Raw genomic sequence first — 23938 nt, forward strand, 5'->3', positions numbered from 1 at the left:
GCTGCCGCCTGAACAGGTCGCCGAAGTGATCGCCGGCGAACAGTCCTGCGGCACCTTCACCCGCGTGGCCGGCGAGACCGACGAACTGCGCGAACGGGCCCGCGCCACCGTGGAACGCATCCTGGAGCTGGACAGCGCGCCGCTGCCCAGCCTGTCCAATGCCCTGCTGGAGCGGCGCGGCATACGCGGCCCCTGGCGGCGCGCACAGGTGGACATCCGTTTCCCCATCGCCAACATCGGCGCCAACCTGCCCACGCTGGCGGCCTGCGTGACCGGCAATCTGTTCGACCTGGGCGAGGTCACGGGCCTGCGCCTGGAATCCCTGGAGCTGCCCGCCCACTATCGCCGCCGCTTCGATGCGCCGGCCCTGGGCATTGCGGGCACGCGCCGGCGCACAGGCGTGGACCAGGGCGCCCTGGTCGGCACCATCATCAAGCCCAGCGTGGGACTGCGCACGCCGGACATCGTCCAGCTGGTGGAAACCTTATGCCGGGCCGGGGTGGACTTCATCAAGGACGACGAGGTCTGCGCGGATCCGGCGCACTCTCCCTTGGATGAACGCATACCGGCCGTGATGGGCGTAATCCGGGACCACGAGCAGCGCAGCGGCAAGCATGTGATGTACGCCTTCAACATCAGCGACGAGACCGACGCCATGAAACGTCATGCCGATCTGGTCGAGCGCGAAGGCGGCAGCTGCGTGATGGTCAGCCAGAACTGGGTGGGCTACTCGGCGCTGCAGACCCTGCGCCGCCACACCGGACTGGCCCTGCACGCCCATCGCAACGGCTACGGCGCACTGTCACGCCATCCCTTGCTGGGCATTTCCGTCTCGGCCTACCAGACTCTGTGGCGACTGGCCGGCGCGGACCATATCCACGTCCACGGCCTGGAGGGCAAATTCGCCCAGCCCGACGCCGAGGTGCGCGAAGCCATCGCGCACTGCCTGCACAGCTTGGACGACTGGAGCGACGACCGCGTATTGCCCGTGGTGTCGTCAGGCCAATGGGCCGGCACCGTGCCCGCGACCTGGGAGGCCGCCGGCGGCACGGACGTGCTGTTCATGGCCGGCGGCGGCATCCTGGCCCATCCGGACGGCGCGCAGGCCGGCGTGCTGAGCCTGCGCCAGGCCTGGGAAGCGGCCGGCCAGGGCCTTGCCCTGCAGGACAAGGCGCGCGCCTGCCCCGAGCTGGCGCACGCGCTGGAATTCTTCGGTCCCAAGGTGGCCTGACCAGGCGGATGCACATGACTTCCGGTCCACTCCGCCCGCGCTACGCCTGGTACGGCGACGACTTCACCGGCGCCAGCGACACCCTGGCCACCTTGAGCCAGGGCGGCCTGCGCGCCGTCCTGCTGCTGGGCACGCCAACCCAGCGACGCCTGGCGCAACTGGCCGGCGTACAGGCCGTAGGGCTGGCCGGCGCCACCCGTTCACTGGAACCGGCCCGCATGCGCGCCGTCCTGGAGCCCGCCGCCCGTTTCTTCGCCGCGCTGCAGCCGCAGGTGCTGCACTACAAGATCTGTTCCACCTTCGACAGCGGCCCGGAAGTCGGCAATATCGCCACAGCCCTGGATTGCCTGCGTCCGGCCGCCCAGGTTCCGGTGACGCCCATCCTGGGCGGGCAACCGAGCCTGGGACGCTACTGCGTTTTCGGGTATCTGTTCGCACGGGCGGGACAGGACGGCGACGCGCACAGGCTGGATCGCCATCCCACCATGAGCCGTCATCCCGTGACCCCCATGCAGGAAGCGGACCTGTTGCGGCACCTGCAGGCGCAAGGGCTGACGAACCTGATCGCCATGCCCTACACGGAATACGGCAGGCCGGACTGGACAAGCCGCGGGCAGACGGACGCCTGGCTGCAGGCCGCCGTACGGCAGGGCCATCTGCATCCGGTGCTGGACATCAGCCGGGACGAGGATATCGCCCGCGCCGGTGCGCTGCTGGAGGAACTGAGCCATGTCGGCACCGTACTGGCAGCAGGCGCCAGCAGCGTCGCCCAGGCCTACTTGAGCCGGCAAGGCGATTTGACGCCCCTGTCGCAGACCAGCCTCCAGGCCGCGGCCAAGCCGGCTCTGATCGTCGTGGGCAGCCAGTCGCCCGTCACTGCCATGCAGGTGGCGCGATGCCGCCAGGCGACGGTGCTGGACCTGGATCCACGGCAATTGCATCAATCGCCGACCTACGCGCAGGAACTCCAGGAGACGGTCTGCCGCATGCTGCAGCAAGGCCGCCACACCTTGCTGAAAACGCGTACGGCCGACGCCTCGTCACCCCTGCCGGTTGACCTTGTATCCCAGGATACGGCACGGCTGGTGGGCGGCCTGGCGCGACGTCTGCGGCGCGAGGACATGCTGTCGCGCCTGTGCATCGCCGGCGGCGACACGTCCAGCCTGAGCACGCAAGCGCTGGGCATCTGGGGATTGAGCCATCTGGGCCAGGTCAGCCCCGGCGTCTCGCTATGCCAATGCCACAGCGACGACGAGCTGCACGGCCTGGAGCTGGTGCTCAAGGGCGGACAGATGGGGCAGGAAGACTTCTTCGATCGGGTTATCCTGGGCGAATCCCCGAGCCTGCACAGCTCATAGAAAAACCGGCTGTCTTTCGACAGCCGGTCTTCTTTCAGATCAGCCATGACACCGACAACAGGTCTGCGTCTATCTGGCGTCGGGCGCGGCGCGCAGGGTCTCCAGGTGGATGCTGGTTTCCGAATTGCTGATGCCCTTGATCAACCGTATCCGCTCAAGTGCATGAGCCAACTCCGGCAAGGTCGCCACCTGCAGCTCGACCAGCAGGTCCCATCGTCCATTGGTGGCGTGCAAGGCCAGCACGCTAGGCTCCCCCAGCAAGGATGCGGCCACGCGACGGGCGTCGTTTCCTTCGATCGCGACGCCCATCCATGCATGCAAACCGCCGGTTTCTGTCTCGGGACGCAAACGCACGGTGTAGCCCACGATCACGCCGCGCTCCTCCAGTCTGTTCAGGCGGTTGGTCACGGTGCCCCGCGACACGCCCAGGCGCGACGCCAATGTGGCCACGCTTGCGCGCGCGTTGTGGCGCAAATGCGCGATCAATTGCTGGTCGATCTTGTCCAGACTGTTCATTTTGCCAATCCAACCTGACTTAATGGCAATAATTATGCAATGTGACAGCAGAATTTGCCATTTTGTTTGTCTCTCTTCCGTGGGATGCTATGCGCATGTACGGATGGAAACGATGTTGCGCGCATGCTGTCTGTACTTTCATGAGGAGCCGTGTCCAAAAATGAGCGACCATCAATTTCCCACCAGCCCCGACCAACCCTTGACCCGAGTCACCCTGATCGGCGTGCCCACCGATGTAGGCGCAACCAGGCTGGGCGCGTCCCTGGGTCCAGACGCGCTGCGTGTCGCGCAGCTCGGGCCCGCCTTGAAACGCTTCGGGGTCGACGTTCGCGACCTAGGAAACCTGGCCGGCCCGCCCAATCCGCAGGGCGCCCGGGATCCGCAAGCACAAGGCCTGCGCAACCTGGCCGAATGCATAGCCTGGAACCGGGCCGCACACGACGCCGTGCATACGCAGTTGATCGAAGGCCGCGTTCCCATCATGCTCGGCGGCGACCATACATTGGCGACCGGATCCATCAGCGCCGTGGCGCGCTACTGCCGCGCGGCAGGCAAACGCCTGCGCGTGCTCTGGCTGGATGCGCACTCGGACTCCAATACGCCCGAAATCTCTCCCAGCGGGAATGCCCATGGCATGCCGGTGGCCAATCTGTATGGACTGGGACCCGCGGCGCTCACAGGCATGTCTGGAGCAAGGCCTGCACTGCGGCCTGGCGAGGTCTGCCAGATCGGCTTGCGCAGCGTCGATGAAGCCGAGAAACGCATGATCCAGCAGCTCGGCCTGGAGGTCTACGACATGCGCGCCATCGACGAGCTGGGCATGCGCGAGGTCATGCGCAGCGCTCTGGCGGGACTGGACGGGGAAGACGCCGACAAGGTGCACCTGCATCTGAGCTTCGACATCGATTTTCTCGATCCCGAGATCGCCCCCGGCACCGGCACCATCGTGCGGGGCGGACCCAACTACCGCGAAGCGCAGCTCTGCATGGAAATGATCGCGGACACGGGCAGGCTGGCCTCGCTCGACATCGTCGAACTCAACCCCGCGCTCGACATCCGCAACCAGACCGCCGAACTTGTCGTTGACCTGGTGGAAAGCCTGTTCGGCAAGAGCACGCTGGTACGCCCATGGAAGCGCGAGGAGCAAGCACGCGGGCGGGATTCGTCGCCAGCAACTTGATCCTCCGGCGTACTGGTCCGGCAGGCGGGGGTTCATTCCAAGGAGAGTCCAACCATGACGCGTTTCATCGATGTGTCCACCATGTCGCAACTGATCGAAACGATCGGCGCCGATACCTTCATCGCCGATCTGGCCGACAACATAGAAAGCGACTTCATCCGCTGGCCGGAATTCGACAAATCGGCCCGCGTCGCCAGTCATTCGGACATAGGCGTGATCGAATTGATGCCCGTCTCCGATACCCACCGTTATGCCTTCAAGTATGTCAACGGCCATCCCCGCAATACGGCGCGCGGCTTGCATACCGTCATGGCATTCGGCGTCCTGGCGGAGGTCGAGACCGGTTATCCGATACTGCTGTCCGAGCTCACCGTGGCCACCGCCCTGCGCACCGCCGCCACCTCGCTGATGGCGACGCGCGCCCTGGCGCGCCCCGACTCACGCCGCATGGCGCTGATCGGCAATGGCGCACAAAGCGAATTCCAGGCGCTGGCCTTTCACAAGCATCTTGGCATTCGGGAAATCGCGGCCTACGACATCGACCCGGGCGCCACTGCCAAGCTGATGCGCAATCTGGCCGAATACGCCGACCTGTCCATCCGGCGCGTCGAATCGATAGCAGAGGCGGTGCAAGGCTCCGATATCGTGACCACGATCACTGCCGACAAGGCCCGCGCCACGATTCTCACGCCTGACATGATCGAGCCGGGCATGCATATCAATGCCGTTGGCGGGGACTGCCCTGGAAAAACCGAACTGCACGCCGACGTCCTGCGTGCAGGACGCGTATTCGTCGAATACGAACCTCAGACGCGCATCGAAGGCGACCTGCAACAGATGCCCGCCGACTTTGCGGTTGAACAACTCTGGCGGGTTCTGGCAGGAGAGACGCCGGGCCGCCGCAGCCGGAGCGAGGTGACGATCTTTGATTCGGTCGGGTTCGCCCTGGAAGACTATTCCACGCTGCGCTATATCAACGAACAAGCGGAGAAACGAAACTTCGGCGTCAAGATCGAGCTGGTGCCCTGGGTCGATGACGACCCCAAGGATGTATTTCGCCATACCCGTGGCCGCGGCTCCAGCGCGCGCATCCGCCGCGTCGCCTGAGTGAACGCATAGGCCGGATAAAGCAAAAAGCCGGCTGTCTTTCGACAACCGGCTTTTCAAGGAATCTGGTGCCCAGGAGAGGACTCGAACCTCCAAACCTTGCGGCACATGGACCTGAACCATGCGCGTCTACCAATTCCGCCACCTGGGCATAACGTTGTATGCTTATGTCTGTGCCAAAAGCCTGCAACGTCTTGCTGCGTGAGCAGCAAAGAAAAGGATTATAGGCATAATTTTTTAATAATGGAAGTGTCCTTTTGATCAAAAAATTCCAGAACAGTACCGAGGACCTGATTGAACCAACGGGTCGTTACGAATTGCCGCCTGATTTCGACCCCGATACCCCTTCGCGGGAGCGTATCCTGGCGGTGGTGCGGGATTTCTCGGAAGCGCAGGACATTCAAAGCCTGGCTCTCAAGCTGGGCCTTGCGTTGCCGGTTTCGGTGGGGTTCGAGCGACGCGTGCGCGCCATGGAGCGCGACGGCCAGCTGCTAGTGGGAGCCGATGGCAAGATCCGCAAGAACACGCAGACCGGCTTCATCGCCGGCCGGGTGTTGGGCCATCGCGACGGCTTCGGCTTTCTGCAGCGCGACGATGGTCAGCCCGACCTGTTCCTGTCGCCTCGGGAAATGGCCAAGGTATTGCATGGCGACCGCGTCCTGGTACGCATCGACGGCGAATATCGCGGCAAGCCCGACGCCTCCATCGTCGAGGTCACCGAGCGCCATACCAGCAAGCTGGTGGGGCGCTTCCTGCGCGAGCGCGGCGCCTTCATCGTGGTGCCCGAGGACCAGCGCATCAAGCACGACATCCTGATCCCGCCCGGCGAACAGGGCGAGGCCGAGTCCGGCCAGGTCGTGACCGTACAGATCACGCAGCAGCCCGAGCGCCATCGTCAGCCGCTGGGCCGCGTGATCGAAGTGCTGGGGGAAATCGACGATCCCGGCATGGAAATCGAGATCGCCGTGCGCAAGTTCGAGGTGCCGGTGGATTTCTCCGAGGCCGCCCTCAAGCAGGCCGCCCGCATCCCGGCCAAGGTCAAGCCGACCGAATACAAGGGGCGCGTGGACCTGCGCGACGTGCCGTTCATCACCATCGACGGCGAGGACGCGCGCGACTTCGACGACGCCGTGTATTGCGAGCAGGTGGACATAGGCACCGGCAAGCGCCGCCGCCTGGCCTGGCGCCTGCTGGTCGCCATTGCGGACGTCAGCCACTACGTGCGCTCGGGCGACGCCCTGGATGCCGACGCCCTGGAGCGCGGCACCAGCGTGTACTTCCCGCGCCGCGTGATCCCCATGCTGCCCGAGAGCCTGTCCAACGGCATCTGTTCGCTCAACCCGGCGGTGGACCGCCTGGTCATGGTGTGCGACATGGTGGTGCTGGCCGACGGGCCCAAGTCGGGCACGGTGTCGGCCTACCAGTTCTATGAGGCCGTCATCCATTCGCATGCGCGTACTACCTACACCGACATCTGGAGCGCGCTGCAGCAGCCCACCGGGCCGGCCGCCCAGCAGATCCAGCACGTGCTCGAGCCCGTGCAGAATCTCTATGCGCTGTATCGCCTGCTGGCCGAGCGTCGCGCGGCGCGCGGCGCCATCGACTTCGACACGGTCGAGACCAAGATCATCTGCAATCCGCTGGGCCGCATCGAGCGCATCGAACCGCTGGTGCGCAACGACGCGCACAAGCTCATCGAAGAATGCATGCTGGCGGCCAACACCTGCGCGGCCGATTTCATCGCCCGCAACCGCCGCAACGGCCTGTACCGGCTGCACGACGGCCCCACGCCGCCCAAGCTGGAAGCGCTGCGCGAGTACTTGCGCAGCCTGGGCCTCGCGCTGGAAGGCGGGGACGAGCCCACAGCGGCCGACTACGCCAAGGTGGTGGCCGCCGCGCGCGGGCGGCCGGACTTCGCGGTGATCCAGACCATGTGCCTGCGTTCCATGCAGCAGGCCATCTACAGTCCGGAAAAGACCGGCCACTTCGGCCTGGCCTATCCGCTGTATGCGCATTTCACCTCGCCCATCCGACGCTATCCGGATCTGCTGGTGCATCGGGTCATCAAGTCCATCCTGAAGGACGAGCGCTACGTACCGGCCATCGAGGACGAGCCGGGCGATGCGGCCTTGCCGGCCAGCAAGCGCGACTTCGCCCGCTGGGAGCGGCTCGGGACCTTGCTGTCGGCGCGCGAGCGCCGCGCCGACGAAGCTTCCAAGGATGTGGAAGCCTGGCTCAAGTGCTGGTTCGTCAAGGAGCACGTGGGCGAGGAGTACTCCGGCAAGGTCAGCGGCGTCACCAGCTTCGGCCTGTTCGTCACGCTGGATACCCTGTACGTGGAGGGTCTGGTGCACGTGTCCGAGCTGGGCGCCGATTATTTCCAGTACAACGAGACCTTGAACGAGCTGCGCGGCGAGCGCACCGGGATACGCTATCGCCTGACCGATCCGGTGCAGGTGCAGGTTGCGCGCGTGGACCTGGAAGCGCGCCGCATCGAGTTCCGTCTGGTCAAGGGCACGGGCTATAAGGCTTTGAAGGCGGCGGCCGCCGCGCCCGAGCAGCCCGAGCGCCACATCAAGAAGGCTGCCTCCGCCAAGCCGGAAGCCCTGAAGGGCACGACCGCTTCGCAGCGGCGCGCCACCCAGAAGCAGACCGCCCGCGACGAGAAGCGCGCCACCGAGAAAGCCGCCAAGGCCGCCAAGTCCACGCGCAGCCCCAGGGGGCGGCGCCGATAGGCGTACAATACAGGGCCGGGCGCACCTGTCCGGCTCTGTCTTTGCCCTCCGTTTCTTCAAGGATTGTTATGCCCCAGCAGGTTTTGGCCGGCTTTCATGCCGTAGTAGCCCGAGTTCGTCACGCCGCCTCGTCGGTGCGCGAGGTATACGTGGACGAGACCCGGCGCGACAAGCGCATGCTGTCCTTCATCGACCAGATCCAGCAGGCGGGGCTGAAAGTCATCCCTGTGCAGGCGGAACGTCTGAACGGTCTTTCCAAGGGCACCCGCCACCAGGGCGTGGTCGCGCTGGCCGACGAGCAGGAGCTGGCGGTGGATGTCAACGAACTGCTGGACGATCTGGAGGAAGCCGGACAGGTTCCTTTCCTGCTGATCCTGGACGGCGTCACGGATCCGCATAATCTGGGCGCCTGTCTGCGTACCGCCAATGCGGCCGGCGCGCATGCCGTGATCGCCCCGCGCGATCGCGCCGTCGGCCTGAACGCCACGGTCTCGCGCGTGGCCTGCGGCGGCGCGGAGTCCACGCCTTACATCACCGTGACCAATCTGGCGCGCACCATGCGCCAGTTGCGCGAACGCGACGTCTGGCTGGTGGGTACGGACGACCAGGCCGCGCATTCGCTGCACCAGGTCGACGCGCGCCGACCCATGGCCTGGGTCATGGGGGCGGAGGGCGAGGGCATGCGCCGCCTGACCCGCGAAACCTGCGATGAACTGGTCTCCATCCCCATGATGGGCGCCGTGGAGAGCCTGAATGTCAGCGTGGCCAGCGCCGTGTGCCTGTACGAAACGCTGCGCCAGCGCAGCTCGGCTTAGGGCGGCGAGTTCGCTACATAACTTATCTGTATAAAAAACTCAGGCTGACCGTCTGCGCTTCCCAAGATAATAGATAGTCAGCCGCCAGAAACGCGAAGCCCAGGCTTCGCTTTTTTGTCGCCGGACCACCCCAAGACAAAACCCCCCCTCTGGGGATGGGCACGGACACGTTGCAGCCCCCGCGGACTGTGGCGCGCCTGGCCAACCGGAGCGGCATACAGGCCGCGAGGCGGGCGGCAAGCAGGCATGGCCTGCGCGGCGTGGGGCATTCTTCATCTGGCGCACGCAAACTTAGGTTTTGAACACGATCATGGACGAAAACGGCTTTACTACTTCCACCCTGCATTCCGACCGCCGCCTGGGCACTCAGCACGGCGCCATCCACCAGCCGCTGCATCCGTCCACCGAATATGGTTTCAGCGATGCCCGCGAATTGGCGGCCGTTTTCCAGGGCAAGGCCGGCTTTACCTACTCCCGCCAGGGCACGCCCACCACGGCGGCGCTGGAGGCCAAGGTCACGCGCATGGAGAAAGGCGTGGGCAGCGTCAGCTTTGCCACCGGCATGGCGGCCTTGACCGCGACCTTCTTCACCCTGCTGCGCCAGGGCGACCACCTGATCACCAGCAAGTACATCTTCGGCAACACCAACAGCCTGCTGGGTACGCTGCGCGAGCTGGGCGTGGAGATCACGTTGGTGGATGCCACCGACCTGGCACAGGTGCAGGCCGCCCGACAGCCCAACACCCGCATGGTGTTCGTGGAAACCATCGCCAATCCGGGCACGCAGATCGCCGATCTGCAGGGCGTGGGGCAGTGGTGCGAAGAGCAGGGCCTGGTCTACGTGGTGGACGCCACGCTGTCCTCGCCCTACCTGCGCCCGTCGCGCGATTTCAAGGCCTCCCTGGTGGTCAACTCCCTGTCCAAGCACATCGGCGGCCATGGCAATGCCCTGGGCGGCATGGTCACGGACACGGGGCTGTTCGACTGGAGCGACTATCCCAATATTGCCGAGGTCTACCGCAACGGCAATCCACGCTCCTGGGGGCTGACCCAGATCAAGAAAAAAGGCCTGCGCGACATGGGCGGCACCTTGTCCTCGGACGTGGCCCATCGCCTGGCCGTGGGTTCCGAGACCCTGCCTTTGCGCATGGAGCGCATCTGTTCCAACGCCCTGGCGCTGGCGCGCTTCCTGCAGGCGCATCCGCGCGTGCGCAAGGTGCAGTATCCCGGCCTGGAGGATCATCCCCAGCACGAGCGCGCCGCCGATTTGTTCGGCAATCGTTTCGGCGGATTGATGAGCGTGGTGCTGGCCGAGGACGTGGAGGTGTTCGATTTTCTGAATCGCCTGAACGTGTTCATCCTGGCCACGCATCTGGGCGACAACCGCAGCCTGGTGCTGCCGGTGGCTCACACCATCTATTACGAGATGGGCGCCGAACAGCGCGCCATCATGGGCATTGCCGACAATCAGCTGCGCATTTCCGTCGGCATCGAGGATATCGCCGACCTGACCGGCGACTTTGATCAGGCGCTGGCCCGGTCCTGATCGCCGGCCGGGCGGTGCGCTTCAGGTGATGGCGCGCTGCACGGCTCCCAACAGTTTCATGGCCTGGCGGATTTCGACGCATTCCAGGCGGGCGTAGCCGAACAGCAGATGGCGGGGATCCGCCGTGTCGGACTCCCGGCTGGCCGCCTGGGCTAGTGGATAGAGCCGGATGCCGTGGCGCAGCGCCGCATTGGCCAGGATGTGGGCGCCGGGACTGTGGTCTGGAAGGCGGAAGGCCAGGTGCATGCCGGCATTCTGGCCGCTGACGGTTCCCGCATCGCCCCAGATGTCGGCCAGCCCCTGCAGCAGGGTGTCGCGCTGTTCCAGGTAGCGGCGTCGCAGGACCTGCAGGTGGCGGGCGAAACTGTATTCGTCGAAGTAGCGCGCCAGCACGGCCTGGGCCAGCCAGGGCGAGCCATTGTTCAGCAGCGCCTTGCGTTCGATGAAGTCTCGCGCCAGCGCCGGCGGACAGACCATGTAGCCCAGCCTCAGGCCCGGCCCCAGCGTCTTGGAAAAAGAACCCAGGTAGATGACCTGCCGCGGGCTCATGGCCGCCAGCGGCGGGGGCAGGGCGGGACCGGAGCAGAAGTCCCCGTCGTAATCGTCCTCGATGATGATGGCGCCCGTGCGTCCAGCCCACTCCAGCAGTTGCCGGCGCCGCTCCATGGACAGGGTGTGGCCCAGCGGGTATTGGTGGGACGGCGTGACGAATGCCAGGCGCACTGGCGCGTCGGGCAGGAGATCCGTGCGCAGGCCCTGTTCGTCCACGGGCACGGGGCAGGCCTGCGCCCCGTGGCGGCGCAACAGGTTGTAGAAGCCGGTGTAACCCGGCGATTCGTGCACGGCCGCGCTGTTGTGATCCAGGAAATGCGAGGCGATCAGGCTGAGCGCCTCCTGGCTGCCCGCCGTGACGATGACGTGTTCAGGATCGGCCTTGATCCCCTTGGTGGCGGCCAGGTAGTCGGCGATCTGCAGCCGCAGGCCCCACAGACCTTCGGGCGGCGTGTAATCGGCCATGGCCGAGCCGGCATGGCGCAGCAGTTGGTTGGACAGATGGATGAACTGGCGCAGCGGAAAAGCATGCACGGACGGACGGCCCACCTTGAAGTCGAACCGTATGGGCACGGGCGGCGGAGGGACGTGCACGCCGCTGGCCCTGGCCAGATTCACCGGATCCGTATGGACGGAGGCCGGTCCATCCTGCACGAAATCAGGATCCGCGCTCTTGGAAGACCCGCGTCGATGCGCGGTGACGAAGAAGCCGCGGCTGGGCTCGCTGTGGATCAGGTTGGAGTCGATGAGCAGGTCGTACGCTCCCATGACGGTGTTCTTGGAGACCTGGAGCAGGGAGGCCATGCGGGTGATGGAGGGCAGGCGGTTGCCGTCCTGCAGGCGGCCGGAGCAGATGAGGGTTTCGATCTGGCGCGCGATCTGCCGCTTGTAGGGCGAGCCGTGCGCATGAGTCAGGGTGATGGGCAATGAGAACATGGCATGGAACGGGTAAATCGGAGGCTGTCTGCAATCGAGCCGTACCCTACGACTATAGGCCTGAGGCAGGCATTGGGGCCTTGCGCTGCGTCAAGCAGTCATTCGTTCGTGATAAATATGTCCAGCCTGCACACCAGGGACGCTGAGTAGGGCCTGAAAGCCAAGCCGGCCTGCGTTTTGCGCCTGAGTCAATCCGTAACCAGCGGCGATCCTGTATCTGTACCTTTTCAAGAAAAAATCACAATCGTTATAGTGCAGTCGGCCTTGCCGTTCTGCAGGGCGATTGTTGGAGGTACTAGGATGTACAGAAAGCTCATGACTCTGGCGCTCCTGCCGGCCGCGGTCGGTTCGGCCCTGGCCGCAACGACCGAGGAGCAGGTTCGGGTCGATCATTTGTTTCAACAGAATTGCGCTGTCTGTCACGGCGCGGACCGGGGCGGCTATATCGCTCCCGCCCTGACCAGCGACAGGCTGGTGCAAAGCGAGATCGCCTTGCGGGGCACCATCATGACCGGCATACCGGACACCTTGATGCCGCCGTTCGCCGGACGCCTGGCCGACGAGGACGTCCGCGCGCTGGCGCACCTGATCAAGACGGAGCCGGCGGCGGATCTCAAATGGGGCATGGACGAGATCCGCGCCAGCGTCAAAGTGCTGGTGGACGAGGCCACGCTGCCCGCCAAGCCTGCCTATGCCATCGATTCGGTCTACGACCTGATGGTGGTCATGGCGCGCGGCCGCTACGGCCGCGGCGACGAAGGCAACAATGCCCGCACGGTGTTCCTGGACGGCAAGACCAACCAGGTGGTGGGCGAGATCGCCACGCCCAGCGCGCCGCACATCATGGACTTCAGCCCGGCCAGCGAACGCTGGGCCTGGCTCAAGAGCGATGACGGTCACGTCTACAAGATCGACCTCTACACGTTGCAGATCGTGCGCCAGGCCAAGGTCGGCCTGACCGGGCCGGGCATCGCCGTTTCCAAGGATGGAAAATGGCTTGCCATCAGCTCCTTCGTGCCGCGCAGCGTCGCCATCCTGAAGGCCGACACGCTCGAACCGGTCAAGTACATGGACCTGGAGGGCGAGGACCCCGATGGCAAGTTCGTCAAGTCCGCTGGCGGGCCCGTCATCGGCAGCCGCATCAACAACAAGTTCGCCCTGACGCTGCGCCAGGCCGGACAGATCTGGATCATCGATCCGGACAAGCCCGGCATGCCGGTGACCAAGCTCAAGAAGGTGGGCCGCCTGCTGCACGATACCTTCCTGACGCCCGACGGCCGCTACTCCATGGTGGCGTCCTACGACGACAACAAGTTCGTTGCCATCGACCTGAAGGAAGACAAGGTGGTGCGCGACATACCGGCGGGCTGCCAGCCGCATGTAGGCTCGGGCTCGGTAACCGAGATCAATGGCCGCATGCTGGCGTTCGGCACCAATATGGGCACGTGCAAGAAAGGCTCCGTGGTCACGGTCTGGGACCCCAAGGATTTCTCGGTGGTCAAGCAGATCCCGGTGGCCGGCGCCACGGAGTCGCCGGCCGCGCACCCGAATGCGCCGGACGGGGCGGGGGACATCGTGGACAAGGACAAGCCCGCCCCCTGGATCCAGCTCATCGACAAAAACACACTGGAAGTCGCCAAGACCCTGGACGTGGGCGGCCATTCCTTCTTCCCGAACTACAACCGTACGGGCGATTTCCTGTACGTCAGTTCCGGCTACTGGGGAGACCGCCTCAAGATCTACGACAGCCGCACGCTGGAACTGGTGGCCGAACACAAGATGGAAAGCCCCTCCGGGATATTCTCCCGGGCCCGTACGCGCTGGCTGACCATAGGCCAGCCTGAAACCCAGAAATTCTGATGAAGGGGAAACCATGAAATCGATGCTTGGAACCGCCATCGTGCTGTGCGGCCTTGGCCTGGGCCAGGCCTGGGCGACGGACGCGAAGCCCGAACTGGTCGGCGAGACGCCGCAGACCGATCTTTCCGTACAGGCGGGCTCGCTATTGCCCATGTGCGCTTCGTGCCATGGGGGCGATGGAATCAGCAGCGTGGGCCTGTACCCCAATCTTGCGGGGCAGAAAGCGGAATACCTGGTCAAGCAGTTGCATGCGTTCAAGACCCGCGAGCGCAACGACCCTGTCATGAGCTCGATGGCGGAGCCGCTCAGCGATGAAATCATCCGCGAGCTGGCAGAGTATTTCGCCGGCCTGAAGTAATTCTCGTACCGGCGCCGGGCCATCCCGGCGCCGCAAGGATAGTGTGGAATGAACCTGTTTCCTTTGTTCTTCGACCTGGCGGGCAAAGCGGTCACCGTAGTGGGCGGCGGCGTGGTGGCCGAACGCAAGGTCAGACTGCTGCTGCGCTCGGGCGCCAACGTCACCGTGGTGGCGCCCGAGCAGACGCCCTGGCTGCGGGCCAGCGCCCAGGCGGGCGCTTTGCGCAGCGTATTCGCCTTGTTTGCGCCCGCCCACCTGGAAGGCAGTTGGCTGGCGATCGCCGCCACCGGTCGGCGCGACGCCAACCAGGCCGTGGCGACGGCGGCCCATCAGTTGCGCATGCCGTGCAATGTCGTCGACGATGCGCAATTGTCTTCCGTCCAGGTGCCGGCCATCATCGATCGTTCGCCCCTCATGGTAGCCGTGTCGTCGGCCGGTTCGGCGCCCGTACTGGCGCGCCGAACCAGGGAGCGCATCGAAGGCGTGCTGGAGGAATCACTAGGCCTGCTTGCCGCGCTGGCCGCGCGCTACCGGCGCGATATCAAGCTGGCTTTCCCCGACGTGAACGCCCGGCGCCGCTTCTTCGACTGGCTGCTGGACAGCGAGGCGCAGGCGCTGCTTGCCGCCGGCAGGACAGACAAGGCCGAGGCCTTGCTGGAATCCGCCTTGCAGGCCCGCACGCAGCTCGGACAGGCGCAGGTCAGCATCGCCGCCATTGCGGATCTGCCGGCGGCCGATCTGTTGACCCTGCGTGCATTGCGCGCCCTGAACCAGGCGGATCGGGTCCTGTACTTGCCCCAGACCTTGCCGGAAATACTGGAGAAGGCCAGGCGCGACGCCGGCTTGCTGGCGCTGGACGAAGCCGGCGGCGTTCTGCAGGGGGATTTGCTGGATGCGCCGTTCTGGCAGGGTCTGTGCCGATCCTGGGCGCGGGGCGAGCGCATTGTCATCACATGGAAGTCCACTTGGGACGCCCAGGTGCTGGCCGCGCTGCTGGCGCAACAGGGCGTATGTTGCACAGTGATCTGAGCCTGGCAAGCTGATTCTTCAGGTTTAACTCGGATTTTCATGGCGATTTGCAATGTCGTGGCTTCCCAGGCCCATGCGCCGGGGAAGCATCTTGATGCGCGTTCGGGAGGGCTTATTTCTTTTTCGTGCTGCTGCTGCTGCTGCTGCTGCTGCTGCTGCTGCTGCTGCTGCTGCTGCTGCTGCTGCTGCTGCTGCTGCTGCTGCTGCTGCGCTCAGCCTGGCTCAGGCCGTGCCGGGCGCAGCGATCTCCTGTTCCGTAAGGTAGCAGCCGGGATCTTCCGCCCAAAGGTCGCCTGTTTTCTTCTGGGCGCGGGTGCGGGTGTTGCCATTGCAGATGGCCAGGTAGGCGCAGCGGGCGCAACGGCCTTTGACGGGGCGGGGACGTTGGCGCAACTGGGCCAGAAGCGGTTCGGACGTGTCTGCCCAGATGGCCGAGAATGGGCGCGACAGGACGTTGCCCAGCTTGTGGTGCCACCACATGGTGTCGGGGTGTACATTGCCGCGATTGTCGATGTTGGCCACATTGACGCCCGAAGCATTGCCGCCCCACTGGAGCAGCCTGGCCTGGATCCGGGCTGCCTGTTCGGGATAGTGGCGTCGCACCCAGTGCAGGAAGAATACGCCGTCGGCATCGTTGTTGCCGGAGGTGAACTCCTTGGGCTGACCGGCCTGCATGTAGGCCAGGCAGGCTTCGAAGACCTGCTCCATGGCTTGCCGGGTCATCTGGTGGTGGCTGTCCTGCCGGCGGTGGCGCGCGCCCCGGCCGGCGTAATTCAGATGGGACAGATAGAAGCGGTCTATGTCTTCGTCGCCCAGCAAGTCCAGCAGGCCGGGCAGATCGACGGCGTTTTCCTGCGTCAGGGTGAAGCGTATGCCCACTTTCAATTGCCGGTCGCGGCATAGCCTCAGCCCCTTCAGGGAGGCGGAATAGGCGCCGTCCTGGCCGCGGATGCGATCGTGGCGCGCTTGAAGTCCGTCCAGGGAGATGCCTACGTAATCGAAGCCGCTGTCCGCAATGGCATCGATGTTGTCCTCCTTGATCAGGGTGCCGTTGGAGGACAGGCCCACGTACAGTCCCAGGCTGCGGGCGCGGCGGGCGATGTCGAAGATGTCGGGACGCAGCAGGGGTTCGCCGCCGGACAGGATCAGGGCGCGCACGCCGAAGGCATGCAGGTCGTCCATGACGGAACAGATCTGGGCGAATGAGAGTTCGCCGGGGAAGTCCTTGTCCACGGAGGCGGAATAGCAGTGGCTGCAATGCAGGTTGCAGCGCCGGATCAGGTTCCAGATCACGACCGGGCCGTAACGCGGTGGCATCGGGGGCGTGGGGTTCTGCAATTGGGCGATGAAACTGGAAATGCGAAACATGGTCAGTCGCTCCGTAGACGCAAGCCGGTTTTCTTCAGGATGGCGGTCGAGAAAAGAATGTCGCGCTCCCGCAGGGCGCCGGGCAATGCCGCGTGCAACATTTCAGTGATGGCGCTTGCGCGGGCGCGCACGGCTTCGTGATCCGTGCCGTGCAGCATGGCGAAGAGGTTGTAGGGCCACAGCGGGCGGTGCCGGGGTCGGCGATAGCAGTGGCTGACGTCGGGCAATGCGCCCAGCAATTGGCCGGCCTGGTCGACCTGGTCGTCATCTACGTCCCAGACGCACATGCCGTTGGCAACGAAGCCCAGGGCGTAGTGGTTGGGCACTGCGCCGATGCGGCGTACCAGGCCTTGTTCAAGCATGGCCTGCAGCCGGGCCAGCACCTGGGCCTGGGGTACGCCAAGGCGCAGGGCCAGGGCTTCGTAGGGAGCCGGCTCCATGGGCAAACCGGCCTGCGCGGCGCGGATCAGCGCTGCGTCCGCAGGGGCAAGACGGCGTGAAGTCATCGTCAAAGCTCCAGTTTCAAGTGCAGGAAATATTCGCGTTCCTTGGGAAAGGCCAGCACGGGCAGCCCGGTCTCACGTTCGATGGCGCGCAGGCAGGACTGGATGCCGGCCATGGAGTCGGCGGCCAGCACGAACCACATGTTCAGCGCGTGGCCCCGCCTGTAGTTGTGGGCGACCTCTTCGTGCCGGTTGCCGGCTTGCACGGCGGCCTCCCACTGGGCGTCGGGCACGGTCATGGCGGCCAGGCAGTATGCGCCGCCTGCGGCTTCGATCTGGAACAAGGGGCCGAAGCGGGTCAGGACGCCGGCCTGGCGCAGGCGCGCGAGGCGGGCGATCAGTTCGGCTTCCGTCAGGTTCAGCGCGGGCGCAGCCTGGGCGAAAGGGCGAGGGCAGATCGGGAAGCCGCTTTGCAAGGCGTTGATCACGCGGCGGTCCGTATCGTCCAGTGTCAGGGGAGTGAAAGCGGAGTGCCTGGGCTGTTCAGTCATGATGGACCTGTGCGGGAGTCAACAGGGCCCCGCGTTGCTTGAAGCAGCGGGTCGAGAACAGTACGGCGTGGGGAAAGGCTTCCAGCCCCAGGCGCCGGGACAGCCGCTCGTGCTGCTGGAGTGCCTGTGCGCGGTCCTTGCCATGGATCATGCAGAACAGATTGTGGGTCCATTGGGGAAGGTGGGGGCGGCGACGGTAGCACAGCGTCACGCCGGGTTCGCGTCCGAGCTGCATTCCCACCGAATCCACGATGTCGTCGGGTAGGGTCCAGACGCACATGGCATTGGCCGTGTATCCCAGGGAGCGATGGTGCAGGACGACGCCGAAACGGCGGAACAGGCCTTGTTCCAGCCAGGCGCCTAATTGATCCAGCACCTGTTTTTCCGCCATGGCCGCATGACGGGCCAGCTCCTGGTAGGGTTCCGGGTGCAGTTCCAGTCCGTGCTGCACGGCGTGAAGCAGGGCCTGTTGCGGGCTGCCTTCGGCCGGCAGAGGACAGCAGGGCGGCATGGCGGCAGCAGTTTTCCAAAAGGAAGGCGCCAGGTTGAATCCCAGGTCTATGTGGTAGGCCGACTGCATGGGCAGGGACAAGGGATGCAGGCCTGTCTGGCCGGCCAGTTCATCCAGCCGGGCCTGCAGCGCCTGCGGGTGGGGGCAAGCCATGACGAACCAGAGATTGACGGGGTGTTCGCGTTCGTAGTTGTGGTTGACTTCGGGCATCGCGCTGACTTGCGCCGCTACGTCCTCCAGGCGCGAGGAAGGCACTTGCAGGCCGACCAGCGTGCTGCTCATGCAGGACGGGTTCAGCACGGGGCCGATCCGGCTGAGCAGCCCGCTCATGCGCCATTGCCGGAAATAGTCCAGCACGATTTGCTCGCTGAGCCCCACGCTCAGCCCCAGCTTGCGGAAAGGGCGGGAAATGAGCGGGAATCCGTGTTGCCAGGCATTGAGCAGTTGGAAGGCGGATGGGGACAGATCAGAAACCAATGCGATTGCTCCGATGGGTGAAGAAGATGCCGCTTGGCTGCGGGATGGTCAGAGAGCTGATGCGGGTCAGCGTGCGTGTGTCGTAGACGGCCACGGCGTCGTCGTCACGGGCGGAAATCCATACGGCTTCTCCCCGGGGGGTGAACTCCATGTGCAGCACCGCCTTGCCGGGGGCCAGCGTATGCGCGACCTGCAGCGTGTCCACATCTATGACCTGCACCAGGCCGTTGTCCGGAAAGGCGAAGTTGACCCAGACCCTTCGGCCGTCAGGCTGGGCAATGACGAAGACCGGCTGGCCCAGGACGGGGATGCGGCCTGTTTCGCGCCAGCTCGCGGCGTCCGCAACCAGCACTTCATGGCGGCCGATGGCGGGCAGGAACAACTGCCGGCCGGCAAGCGCCCAGCCGCGCAGGTGGGGCATCTTGTAGACCGGCAGAGCCTGTTTTCCACGCCCGTAGCCCGACAGAATCCTGCGCACGCCGGCTTCGGGATGCCACAGGTCCAGCATGGCCAGGGCGTCCTCGCCGAACAGTCCGGCGATGTAATGGCGTCCGTCAGGGGTGACCATGGCGTCGTAGGGCTGGCGGCCCGCCTGGTAGCGTTGCGTGACCGGACGCAGTGGATCGGACAGGTCCGTGACCCAGATCTCGCCGGCCTCGAACAGCGCGTAGGCAAACTTTTGGCCGGGTAGGTCCGCCAGTCCGACCACCTTGGAGCGTTTGCCGGGCAGGTATTCGGCGGGCACCTCGCTGATGAAGTCCAGCGTATCCGCGTCGAAGACCTTGATGCCGCCCGGTTCGTAGTTCTGCACGACGACCAGCCTGCCGTCCTGGGAGATAGCGCCTCCTATGGCGTTGCCCGACTGGATGAGACGGCGTTCGATGCGTTGGCGCAGCAGGTCGATCTTGCTCAGGCCGCCGTCGCGGCCGAATACGTAGCCGTAGCGACCGTCGCGGGAATAGGCGACGTGGGCGTGGGACAGATCGCCCAGCCCTTCGACGCGGCCCAGTCGACGGTGGTGGCTGGTTTCCACCACGGAAACGCTGCCTGTTCCGCGTTCGATGACGAGGCCCAGATCGTTCGTGCCTCTGGGCAGGGGAGTGCAGGCGTGCAGCAGAATGGCAAGAAGGAAGATGAGCGGTTTCATGGCTTGAAGGTCAAGGCGTCGCCGTCCAGCAGGAGCTGGGCCAGCCATCGGGTTTCGGCAGGTTCGAGAAAAGTGCGCCACGCCGGCATGGCAGTGCCGGGCCGGCCTTCCAGGATGGTGCGGGCCAGTTCTTGTGCCGAGCGTCCGGCCAGCGCGGAGCGGGTCAGGGCGGGCCCCAGCCCGCCTTTCAGGCGCAAACCATGGCAGGATCCGCAATCCTGGCGCAGCAGATGGATCAGGATGCGCTGGCGTTCGGGGGAGGGCTGGAGATCCTGCGCTGCGGACCGAAGGGGAAACGCCAGGACTGCGCCGAGAAGCAGGCTCGCGGCGACGCGGCGCATGGTCATGTCTGCGCACATGGCTGGGGCATGGAGCCGGCGTGCTGGGAGGGCTGACCGGCGGATGTGTAGTCGGGGTGAAGTCGCACGACATCGCCGATGATGAGCAGGGCGGGCGGATGTAATTGCCCAATGGCCGCGGGTATCTGTTCCAGGGTGGTGAGGACCCAGCGCTGCCGGGACAGCGTGGCGTCCTGGACCAGGGCGGCCGGGGTGCCGGCAGGACGGCCGTGGGCGATCAGGGAGGAGGCGATGTGCGCGCTGTTTGCGATCGCCATGTAGAAGACTAGGGTACAGGATGGGTCGACCAGGGAGCGCCAGTCCAGTTGCAGGCCGTGGTTGTCGCGCAGGTGGCCCGTAACGAAGCGCACGCTGGTGGCAAGCCCCCGATGGGTCAGCGGAATGCCGAGCGACGACGCGCAACCGGTGGCCGCGGTAATGCCCGGCACGACCTCCGCGCGGATGTTGTTATGGTTCAGGTAGAGCAGCTCTTCGCCTCCTCGGCCGAAGATGAACGGGTCGCCGCCCTTGAGCCGCACCACACACGGGTGGGCGGCGGCCAGCGTGCGCAGCATGCCGTGGATGACATCCTGCATGTGGGAACCGCACCCCGCGGTCTTGCCAACGTCATGGGTGATGGCGCGGGGGTTGATGCAGTCCAGGATGGCTTTGCCCACAAGCCGGTCGTAGACGACGGCATCAGCGTTCTGCAACAGGCGCAATGCCCGCAGGGTGAGAAGTTCGGGGTCGCCGGGGCCGGCGCCGACCAGATAGACTTTGCCGTTCAAGGCCGTGCTCCTTGGCAGCCCTGGGCTGCTGAGTCAGAAAAACGGATGAAAAAATTGTAAGCGGCCATATCGATGAAGCATGGGTATGGTTGGCGCTCGCGCCATGGGTGCGCGTATCCGTTTTGGCCATGGGGGGACGGCAGCCTTCAGCAGTTGCGGGCAGCTTGAAGCTTAAGCGGCCTGATGACGGCCTGGGCAGCGGTCAAATAGCATATTTTCGGAATCGTGTTAAGGGCGGCGTCCAAAAAAGTGAAAAGACCGGCAAGAATTGTGAAAAGTGAGCAATGATGCGGGTTACAGGCGCTTTTTTGCTTGACACGCCTTTTAATCATAGGCTTAATACGCGGTAGCCATCCGGGCCGTCATGACGCCTGGTTGCAAAGGCAGTCGGCGGTGGTTAGGTCCCTGTCGCCTGCCCGGTTAATGTGGCAGTAACAGACCGGCCCCCGTTGGGGGCCGGTTAAAATAATTTTCTGGGGTATTTTCTCAATGAATAAAACCGAGCTTATCGAATTCATTTCCACCAAAGCCGATCTGTCCAAGGCTGACGCCGGTCGTGCACTGGATGCGTTTATCGATGCCGTGACCACCACGCTGAAAGAAAAAGATACGGTTACTCTGGTTGGTTTCGGCACCTTCGCCGTTTCCGAGCGTGCTGCCCGTTCGGGTCGTAACCCACGCACCGGCGAAACCATCGAGATCGAAGGCGCCAATGTGCCCAAGTTCCGTCCCGGCAAGGCTCTGAAAGACGCTGTGAATTAATTAAAAATTACGGCGCAAGGCTTGCAAAAGAATCTGTATGCTCCTATAATCTTCTTTCTTCACAGGAAGAGTGGCATCACAGAAATGGGTGCTTAGCTCAGCTGGTAGAGCGGCGCCCTTACAAGGCGTAGGTCGGGGGTTCGAACCCCTCAGCACCCACCACTTCTTTTGTGATCCAAATCAAGCACTTAGCATAAGCTAGGTGCTTTTTTTATGCCTGCTTGTTTTATTTGCGGGCCGCCCGGGCCATTTGAAATCGGCGTGCTGCCGGTCGTGCAGTAAAACGGCACCGATACGCAAACGAACAAGGTACGCAACAAGAACTCTGGAAATTCGAAGCCTGCTTCCAGGGCCGGCTGTTGCGCAATGCAAGGCCGGCCGCTGTTTGAAACCGCGCTACTGGAGCGGTTTCTGGTGCGTTGGGCCCCGTATGATTCTCTGGGTTTCAGCGGGGTCGGGAGATCTGTACGGCTTGCGTCCGCTGGACCGATATTCAGTCAGATCGCCTGTCCATAGCTTGAAGCCCAGGCAGGACTGCCACTTGTCCTTTTGGTAAAGCCAATGCGTATGGCAGACTGAACATCGATAAAGGCTTTGGGCGCCTTCTTCCCCGAAATCCTCCAGACGCGTGACCGGGTGCATATGCACATGCCCGGGCGTGTGAGGTTTGGACAGCGGTAATGTTTGGCACAGCGTACACATGGTGCCGTGGTCTAGCCTTCCCATACGACTCCTCCTGTCGGTGCGTTAATCAAGTACCCAGCACGATGCTGCCAGAATTTTTTAAAATAAACAACAAAAAAATAAATAGCGTATTCAATATAAAATTTTTTCTTTACGGCTAAGTTTGGAATTTTCCATCTTATTGATGAGCTTGAGTTTCAGCTTAATACTTGATTTTCAGTCTGAACATAAGCTTGTACGCTGGTTTTGGTTTTTGGGTAAATTTTCATATTTGATTTTTTATTTGATCAAGGCCGAGCTTGTGATTCCTGGAATTCGGCGATCCCGTTTTCATTGGAATGGTTTTGTAGCAACTGGTTATTTTCTTCGCCTTGGAAGAGGTAGAGTTCACCTGTTGCAACGAACAGGAGATCGTCATGGCTAAAGATACTCGACCTGCGAAGTCCGATGCCTGCGAGCAGGAGCAGCCTGCACCGGTCGATCCGCCTTTTGTGGAACCGTGTGAGCCTCATACGCTGGATGGTTTCTTCGATCGCTTCGCCAAATGGGTCACGCGCTTTGCAGGTTCGCCCATCATGTTCGGCGTTGCGGTGCTTGCGGTTGTGATCTGGGCTTGCTCAGGCCCTTATTTCAAATTTTCCGAAACCTGGCAGTTGATCATCAATACGGGAACGACCATCGTTACATTTTTGATGGTATTCTTGATTCAGCAAAATCAGAATAAAGACAGCAAGGCTATTCACGTCAAGCTTGATGAGCTGATTCTTTCTTTGACGGATGCCAATGAGCGGCTGATTGATGTGGAAGAGCTCGACGAAAAACAATTGCAGAGCCTGGAAGAATATTATTCCGCCGTTGCGCTGAATGCGCGCCGCAAGCGAGAAAGAAAATCCTGAAAAAGAAGGGCCGCCAGGGCCCTTTTTCTTTTACAGCAGCTTGTCGCGCTGCTGTTCCGCCCGGGCTGCGCCGATGGCGGTTTCAACCTGCTTCTGTTCTTCGGGCGGGGGCAGAACGGCTGGATAGCCCAGGGACTCTATCCATAGTTCACGCGACCAGCCTTGGGTGTGATAGAGGTGGTGCCCCTCGTCAGGCGCCACCGCGTCGTAGGCCTGTTTCAGGATGTCGGCCAGGTCCTTGTCTTTGGTCTTGCTGGCCGCCACGCCGATAAGATCCCAGTTCATGTGGTCTTTGGTTTCGGCCAGGACCACGCATTCGGCGGCAACCAGTTGCGCTGCCTGAGGATCTCCGGCCTGGGCCGCCATTTCCATGGCCTTGACCAGCGAGTTCGCGATGTGGGAGAGCACCTTGCGGCCTGGCGTCTGAGTGGCGGGATCCAGTTTAAGCTGCTCGAGCACGGAGGTCAGCACACGTTGATGGGTCTGGGTTTCTTCCAGATAGCCCTCCCACTCCTCTCGCAGGTCGTCGTTGACCGCACAGCGGATGGCTGCCTTGTAGATCAGTTCGCCCCCCAGTTCAGTCTCCAGGGCTTGATAGAGTAGTTCCTGCAGCTGCTGGGCATTGTCTTGTGCTTTCGCCATGACGCCTCCTGATTCGTTGTGAAAAGAAGAGGCTTCACCCTAGCGCGACTCTCGCCTGCGAGTCTGGCGCTTTGCAAACGGGTGCAACGAAGTGTTGGAAGTGCAACA

At 63.6% G+C, this 23938-nt stretch carries 23 protein-coding genes and 2 tRNA genes; 14 read left to right on the forward strand and 11 right to left on the reverse strand.

Features of this window, described 5'->3' with window-relative positions; genetic code table 11:
* The first annotated feature begins 1 nt into the window (after position 1).
* Together ACWPWO_RS16490 and ACWPWO_RS16495 are read left to right on the forward strand one after the other, a co-directional pair.
* Complete coding sequence (locus tag ACWPWO_RS16490) at positions 2 to 1231, forward strand: RuBisCO large subunit C-terminal-like domain-containing protein (RefSeq protein WP_454007519.1); 1230 nt, start codon at positions 2 to 4, stop codon at positions 1229 to 1231.
* A gap of 14 nt (positions 1232 to 1245) precedes the next feature.
* The gene (locus tag ACWPWO_RS16495; RefSeq protein WP_454007520.1) at positions 1246 to 2589 is read left to right on the forward strand and encodes a four-carbon acid sugar kinase family protein; all 1344 of its coding nucleotides are present in this window, start codon (positions 1246 to 1248) and stop codon (positions 2587 to 2589) included.
* A gap of 69 nt (positions 2590 to 2658) precedes the next feature.
* On the opposite strand, the gene ACWPWO_RS16500 is transcribed toward ACWPWO_RS16495, so the two are convergent.
* A complete protein-coding gene (locus ACWPWO_RS16500; RefSeq protein WP_454007468.1) occupies positions 2659 to 3096 on the reverse strand; it encodes an Lrp/AsnC family transcriptional regulator in 438 nt (145 codons plus the stop codon).
* 169 nt (positions 3097 to 3265) lie between these two features.
* Here ACWPWO_RS16500 and rocF point away from each other — a divergent pair, with 169 nt between their 5' ends.
* Together rocF and ACWPWO_RS16510 are read left to right on the forward strand one after the other, a co-directional pair.
* Positions 3266 to 4285, forward strand: a complete 1020-nt coding sequence (gene rocF, locus ACWPWO_RS16505) for an arginase (RefSeq protein WP_454006352.1) — start codon at positions 3266 to 3268, stop codon at positions 4283 to 4285.
* Between the two features lie 54 nt (positions 4286 to 4339).
* The gene (locus ACWPWO_RS16510; protein WP_454007521.1) at positions 4340 to 5392 is read left to right on the forward strand and encodes an ornithine cyclodeaminase; all 1053 of its coding nucleotides are present in this window, start codon (positions 4340 to 4342) and stop codon (positions 5390 to 5392) included.
* A 66-nt stretch (positions 5393 to 5458) separates the two neighbouring features.
* On the opposite strand, the gene ACWPWO_RS16515 is transcribed toward ACWPWO_RS16510, so the two are convergent.
* A tRNA-Leu gene (locus ACWPWO_RS16515) sits at positions 5459 to 5543 on the reverse strand.
* Positions 5544 to 5649: 106 nt separating this feature from the next.
* Between ACWPWO_RS16515 and rnr the strand changes: the two genes are divergently transcribed.
* The 3 genes from rnr to ACWPWO_RS16530 all read left to right on the forward strand — a co-directional run bounded on the left by rnr (position 5650) and on the right by ACWPWO_RS16530 (position 10488).
* The gene (gene rnr / locus ACWPWO_RS16520; RefSeq protein WP_454007522.1) at positions 5650 to 8127 is read left to right on the forward strand and encodes a ribonuclease R; all 2478 of its coding nucleotides are present in this window, start codon (positions 5650 to 5652) and stop codon (positions 8125 to 8127) included.
* Positions 8128 to 8195: 68 nt separating this feature from the next.
* A complete protein-coding gene (gene rlmB, locus ACWPWO_RS16525; RefSeq protein ID WP_454007523.1) occupies positions 8196 to 8942 on the forward strand; it encodes a 23S rRNA (guanosine(2251)-2'-O)-methyltransferase RlmB in 747 nt (248 codons plus the stop codon).
* A gap of 310 nt (positions 8943 to 9252) precedes the next feature.
* Entirely contained in the window at positions 9253 to 10488 is a 1236-nt protein-coding gene (locus ACWPWO_RS16530) for a cystathionine gamma-synthase family protein (protein WP_454007808.1), read from the forward strand.
* Positions 10489 to 10509: 21 nt separating this feature from the next.
* Here ACWPWO_RS16530 and pdxR read toward each other — a convergent pair whose 3' ends face one another.
* The gene (pdxR, locus tag ACWPWO_RS16535; RefSeq protein ID WP_454007524.1) at positions 10510 to 11976 is read right to left on the reverse strand and encodes a MocR-like pyridoxine biosynthesis transcription factor PdxR; all 1467 of its coding nucleotides are present in this window, start codon (positions 11974 to 11976) and stop codon (positions 10510 to 10512) included.
* A 315-nt stretch (positions 11977 to 12291) separates the two neighbouring features.
* Between pdxR and ACWPWO_RS16540 the strand changes: the two genes are divergently transcribed.
* The 4 genes from ACWPWO_RS16540 (at position 12292) to ACWPWO_RS16555 (ending at position 15483) form a co-directional block, all read left to right on the forward strand.
* Positions 12292 to 13836, forward strand: coding sequence for a cytochrome D1 domain-containing protein (locus ACWPWO_RS16540; protein WP_454007525.1), 1545 nt, complete (start codon positions 12292 to 12294; stop codon positions 13834 to 13836).
* Between the two features lie 13 nt (positions 13837 to 13849).
* The gene (locus tag ACWPWO_RS16545) at positions 13850 to 14194 is read left to right on the forward strand and encodes a c-type cytochrome (RefSeq protein ID WP_454007526.1); all 345 of its coding nucleotides are present in this window, start codon (positions 13850 to 13852) and stop codon (positions 14192 to 14194) included.
* A gap of 48 nt (positions 14195 to 14242) precedes the next feature.
* The gene (locus tag ACWPWO_RS16550; protein WP_454007527.1) at positions 14243 to 15223 is read left to right on the forward strand and encodes a precorrin-2 dehydrogenase/sirohydrochlorin ferrochelatase family protein; all 981 of its coding nucleotides are present in this window, start codon (positions 14243 to 14245) and stop codon (positions 15221 to 15223) included.
* A gap of 125 nt (positions 15224 to 15348) precedes the next feature.
* Complete coding sequence (locus ACWPWO_RS16555) at positions 15349 to 15483, forward strand: hypothetical protein (RefSeq protein ID WP_454007528.1); 135 nt, start codon at positions 15349 to 15351, stop codon at positions 15481 to 15483.
* Here the strand turns inward: ACWPWO_RS16555 and nirJ are convergent.
* From nirJ to cobA, 7 genes are read right to left on the reverse strand one after another with little or no spacing between them, the layout of a single operon-like run.
* Positions 15446 to 16591, reverse strand: coding sequence for a heme d1 biosynthesis radical SAM protein NirJ (gene nirJ, locus ACWPWO_RS16560; protein WP_454007529.1), 1146 nt, complete (start codon positions 16589 to 16591; stop codon positions 15446 to 15448). The two genes, ACWPWO_RS16555 and nirJ, sit on opposite strands and share 38 nt — an antisense overlap.
* A gap of 2 nt (positions 16592 to 16593) precedes the next feature.
* The gene (ahbB, locus tag ACWPWO_RS16565; RefSeq protein WP_454007530.1) at positions 16594 to 17097 is read right to left on the reverse strand and encodes a siroheme decarboxylase subunit beta; all 504 of its coding nucleotides are present in this window, start codon (positions 17095 to 17097) and stop codon (positions 16594 to 16596) included.
* 2 nt (positions 17098 to 17099) lie between these two features.
* Positions 17100 to 17585 carry an Lrp/AsnC family transcriptional regulator gene (locus ACWPWO_RS16570; RefSeq protein ID WP_454007531.1) on the reverse strand — a complete coding sequence of 162 codons (486 nt, stop codon included), beginning with the start codon at positions 17583 to 17585 and terminating at the stop codon, positions 17100 to 17102.
* A complete protein-coding gene (gene ahbB, locus ACWPWO_RS16575; RefSeq protein WP_454007532.1) occupies positions 17578 to 18573 on the reverse strand; it encodes a siroheme decarboxylase subunit beta in 996 nt (331 codons plus the stop codon). Before ahbB (ACWPWO_RS16575) ends, ACWPWO_RS16570 begins: the two co-directional genes overlap by 8 nt.
* Complete coding sequence (locus tag ACWPWO_RS16580) at positions 18563 to 19720, reverse strand: cytochrome D1 domain-containing protein (protein WP_454007533.1); 1158 nt, start codon at positions 19718 to 19720, stop codon at positions 18563 to 18565. The genes ahbB (ACWPWO_RS16575) and ACWPWO_RS16580 overlap by 11 nt, the downstream gene beginning before the upstream one ends.
* Positions 19717 to 20067, reverse strand: coding sequence for a c-type cytochrome (locus tag ACWPWO_RS16585; RefSeq protein WP_454007534.1), 351 nt, complete (start codon positions 20065 to 20067; stop codon positions 19717 to 19719). Before ACWPWO_RS16585 ends, ACWPWO_RS16580 begins: the two co-directional genes overlap by 4 nt.
* Positions 20064 to 20846, reverse strand: coding sequence for a uroporphyrinogen-III C-methyltransferase (gene cobA / locus ACWPWO_RS16590; protein ID WP_454007535.1), 783 nt, complete (start codon positions 20844 to 20846; stop codon positions 20064 to 20066). Before cobA ends, ACWPWO_RS16585 begins: the two co-directional genes overlap by 4 nt.
* A 489-nt stretch (positions 20847 to 21335) precedes the next feature.
* Here cobA and ACWPWO_RS16595 point away from each other — a divergent pair, with 489 nt between their 5' ends.
* The 3 genes from ACWPWO_RS16595 (at position 21336) to ACWPWO_RS16605 (ending at position 23188) form a co-directional block, all read left to right on the forward strand.
* Positions 21336 to 21608 (forward strand): HU family DNA-binding protein, encoded by a 273-nt coding sequence (locus ACWPWO_RS16595; protein WP_003799450.1) that lies wholly within the window; start codon positions 21336 to 21338, stop codon positions 21606 to 21608.
* A gap of 86 nt (positions 21609 to 21694) precedes the next feature.
* A tRNA-Val gene (locus tag ACWPWO_RS16600) sits at positions 21695 to 21770 on the forward strand.
* Between the two features lie 938 nt (positions 21771 to 22708).
* Positions 22709 to 23188, forward strand: coding sequence for a low affinity iron permease family protein (locus ACWPWO_RS16605; RefSeq protein ID WP_454007536.1), 480 nt, complete (start codon positions 22709 to 22711; stop codon positions 23186 to 23188).
* Between the two features lie 30 nt (positions 23189 to 23218).
* On the opposite strand, the gene ACWPWO_RS16610 is transcribed toward ACWPWO_RS16605, so the two are convergent.
* Complete coding sequence (locus tag ACWPWO_RS16610; RefSeq protein ID WP_454007537.1) at positions 23219 to 23830, reverse strand: hypothetical protein; 612 nt, start codon at positions 23828 to 23830, stop codon at positions 23219 to 23221.
* Positions 23831 to 23938 lie beyond the last annotated feature (108 nt).

This window comes from Alcaligenes sp. Marseille-Q7550, from assembly GCF_965112015.1.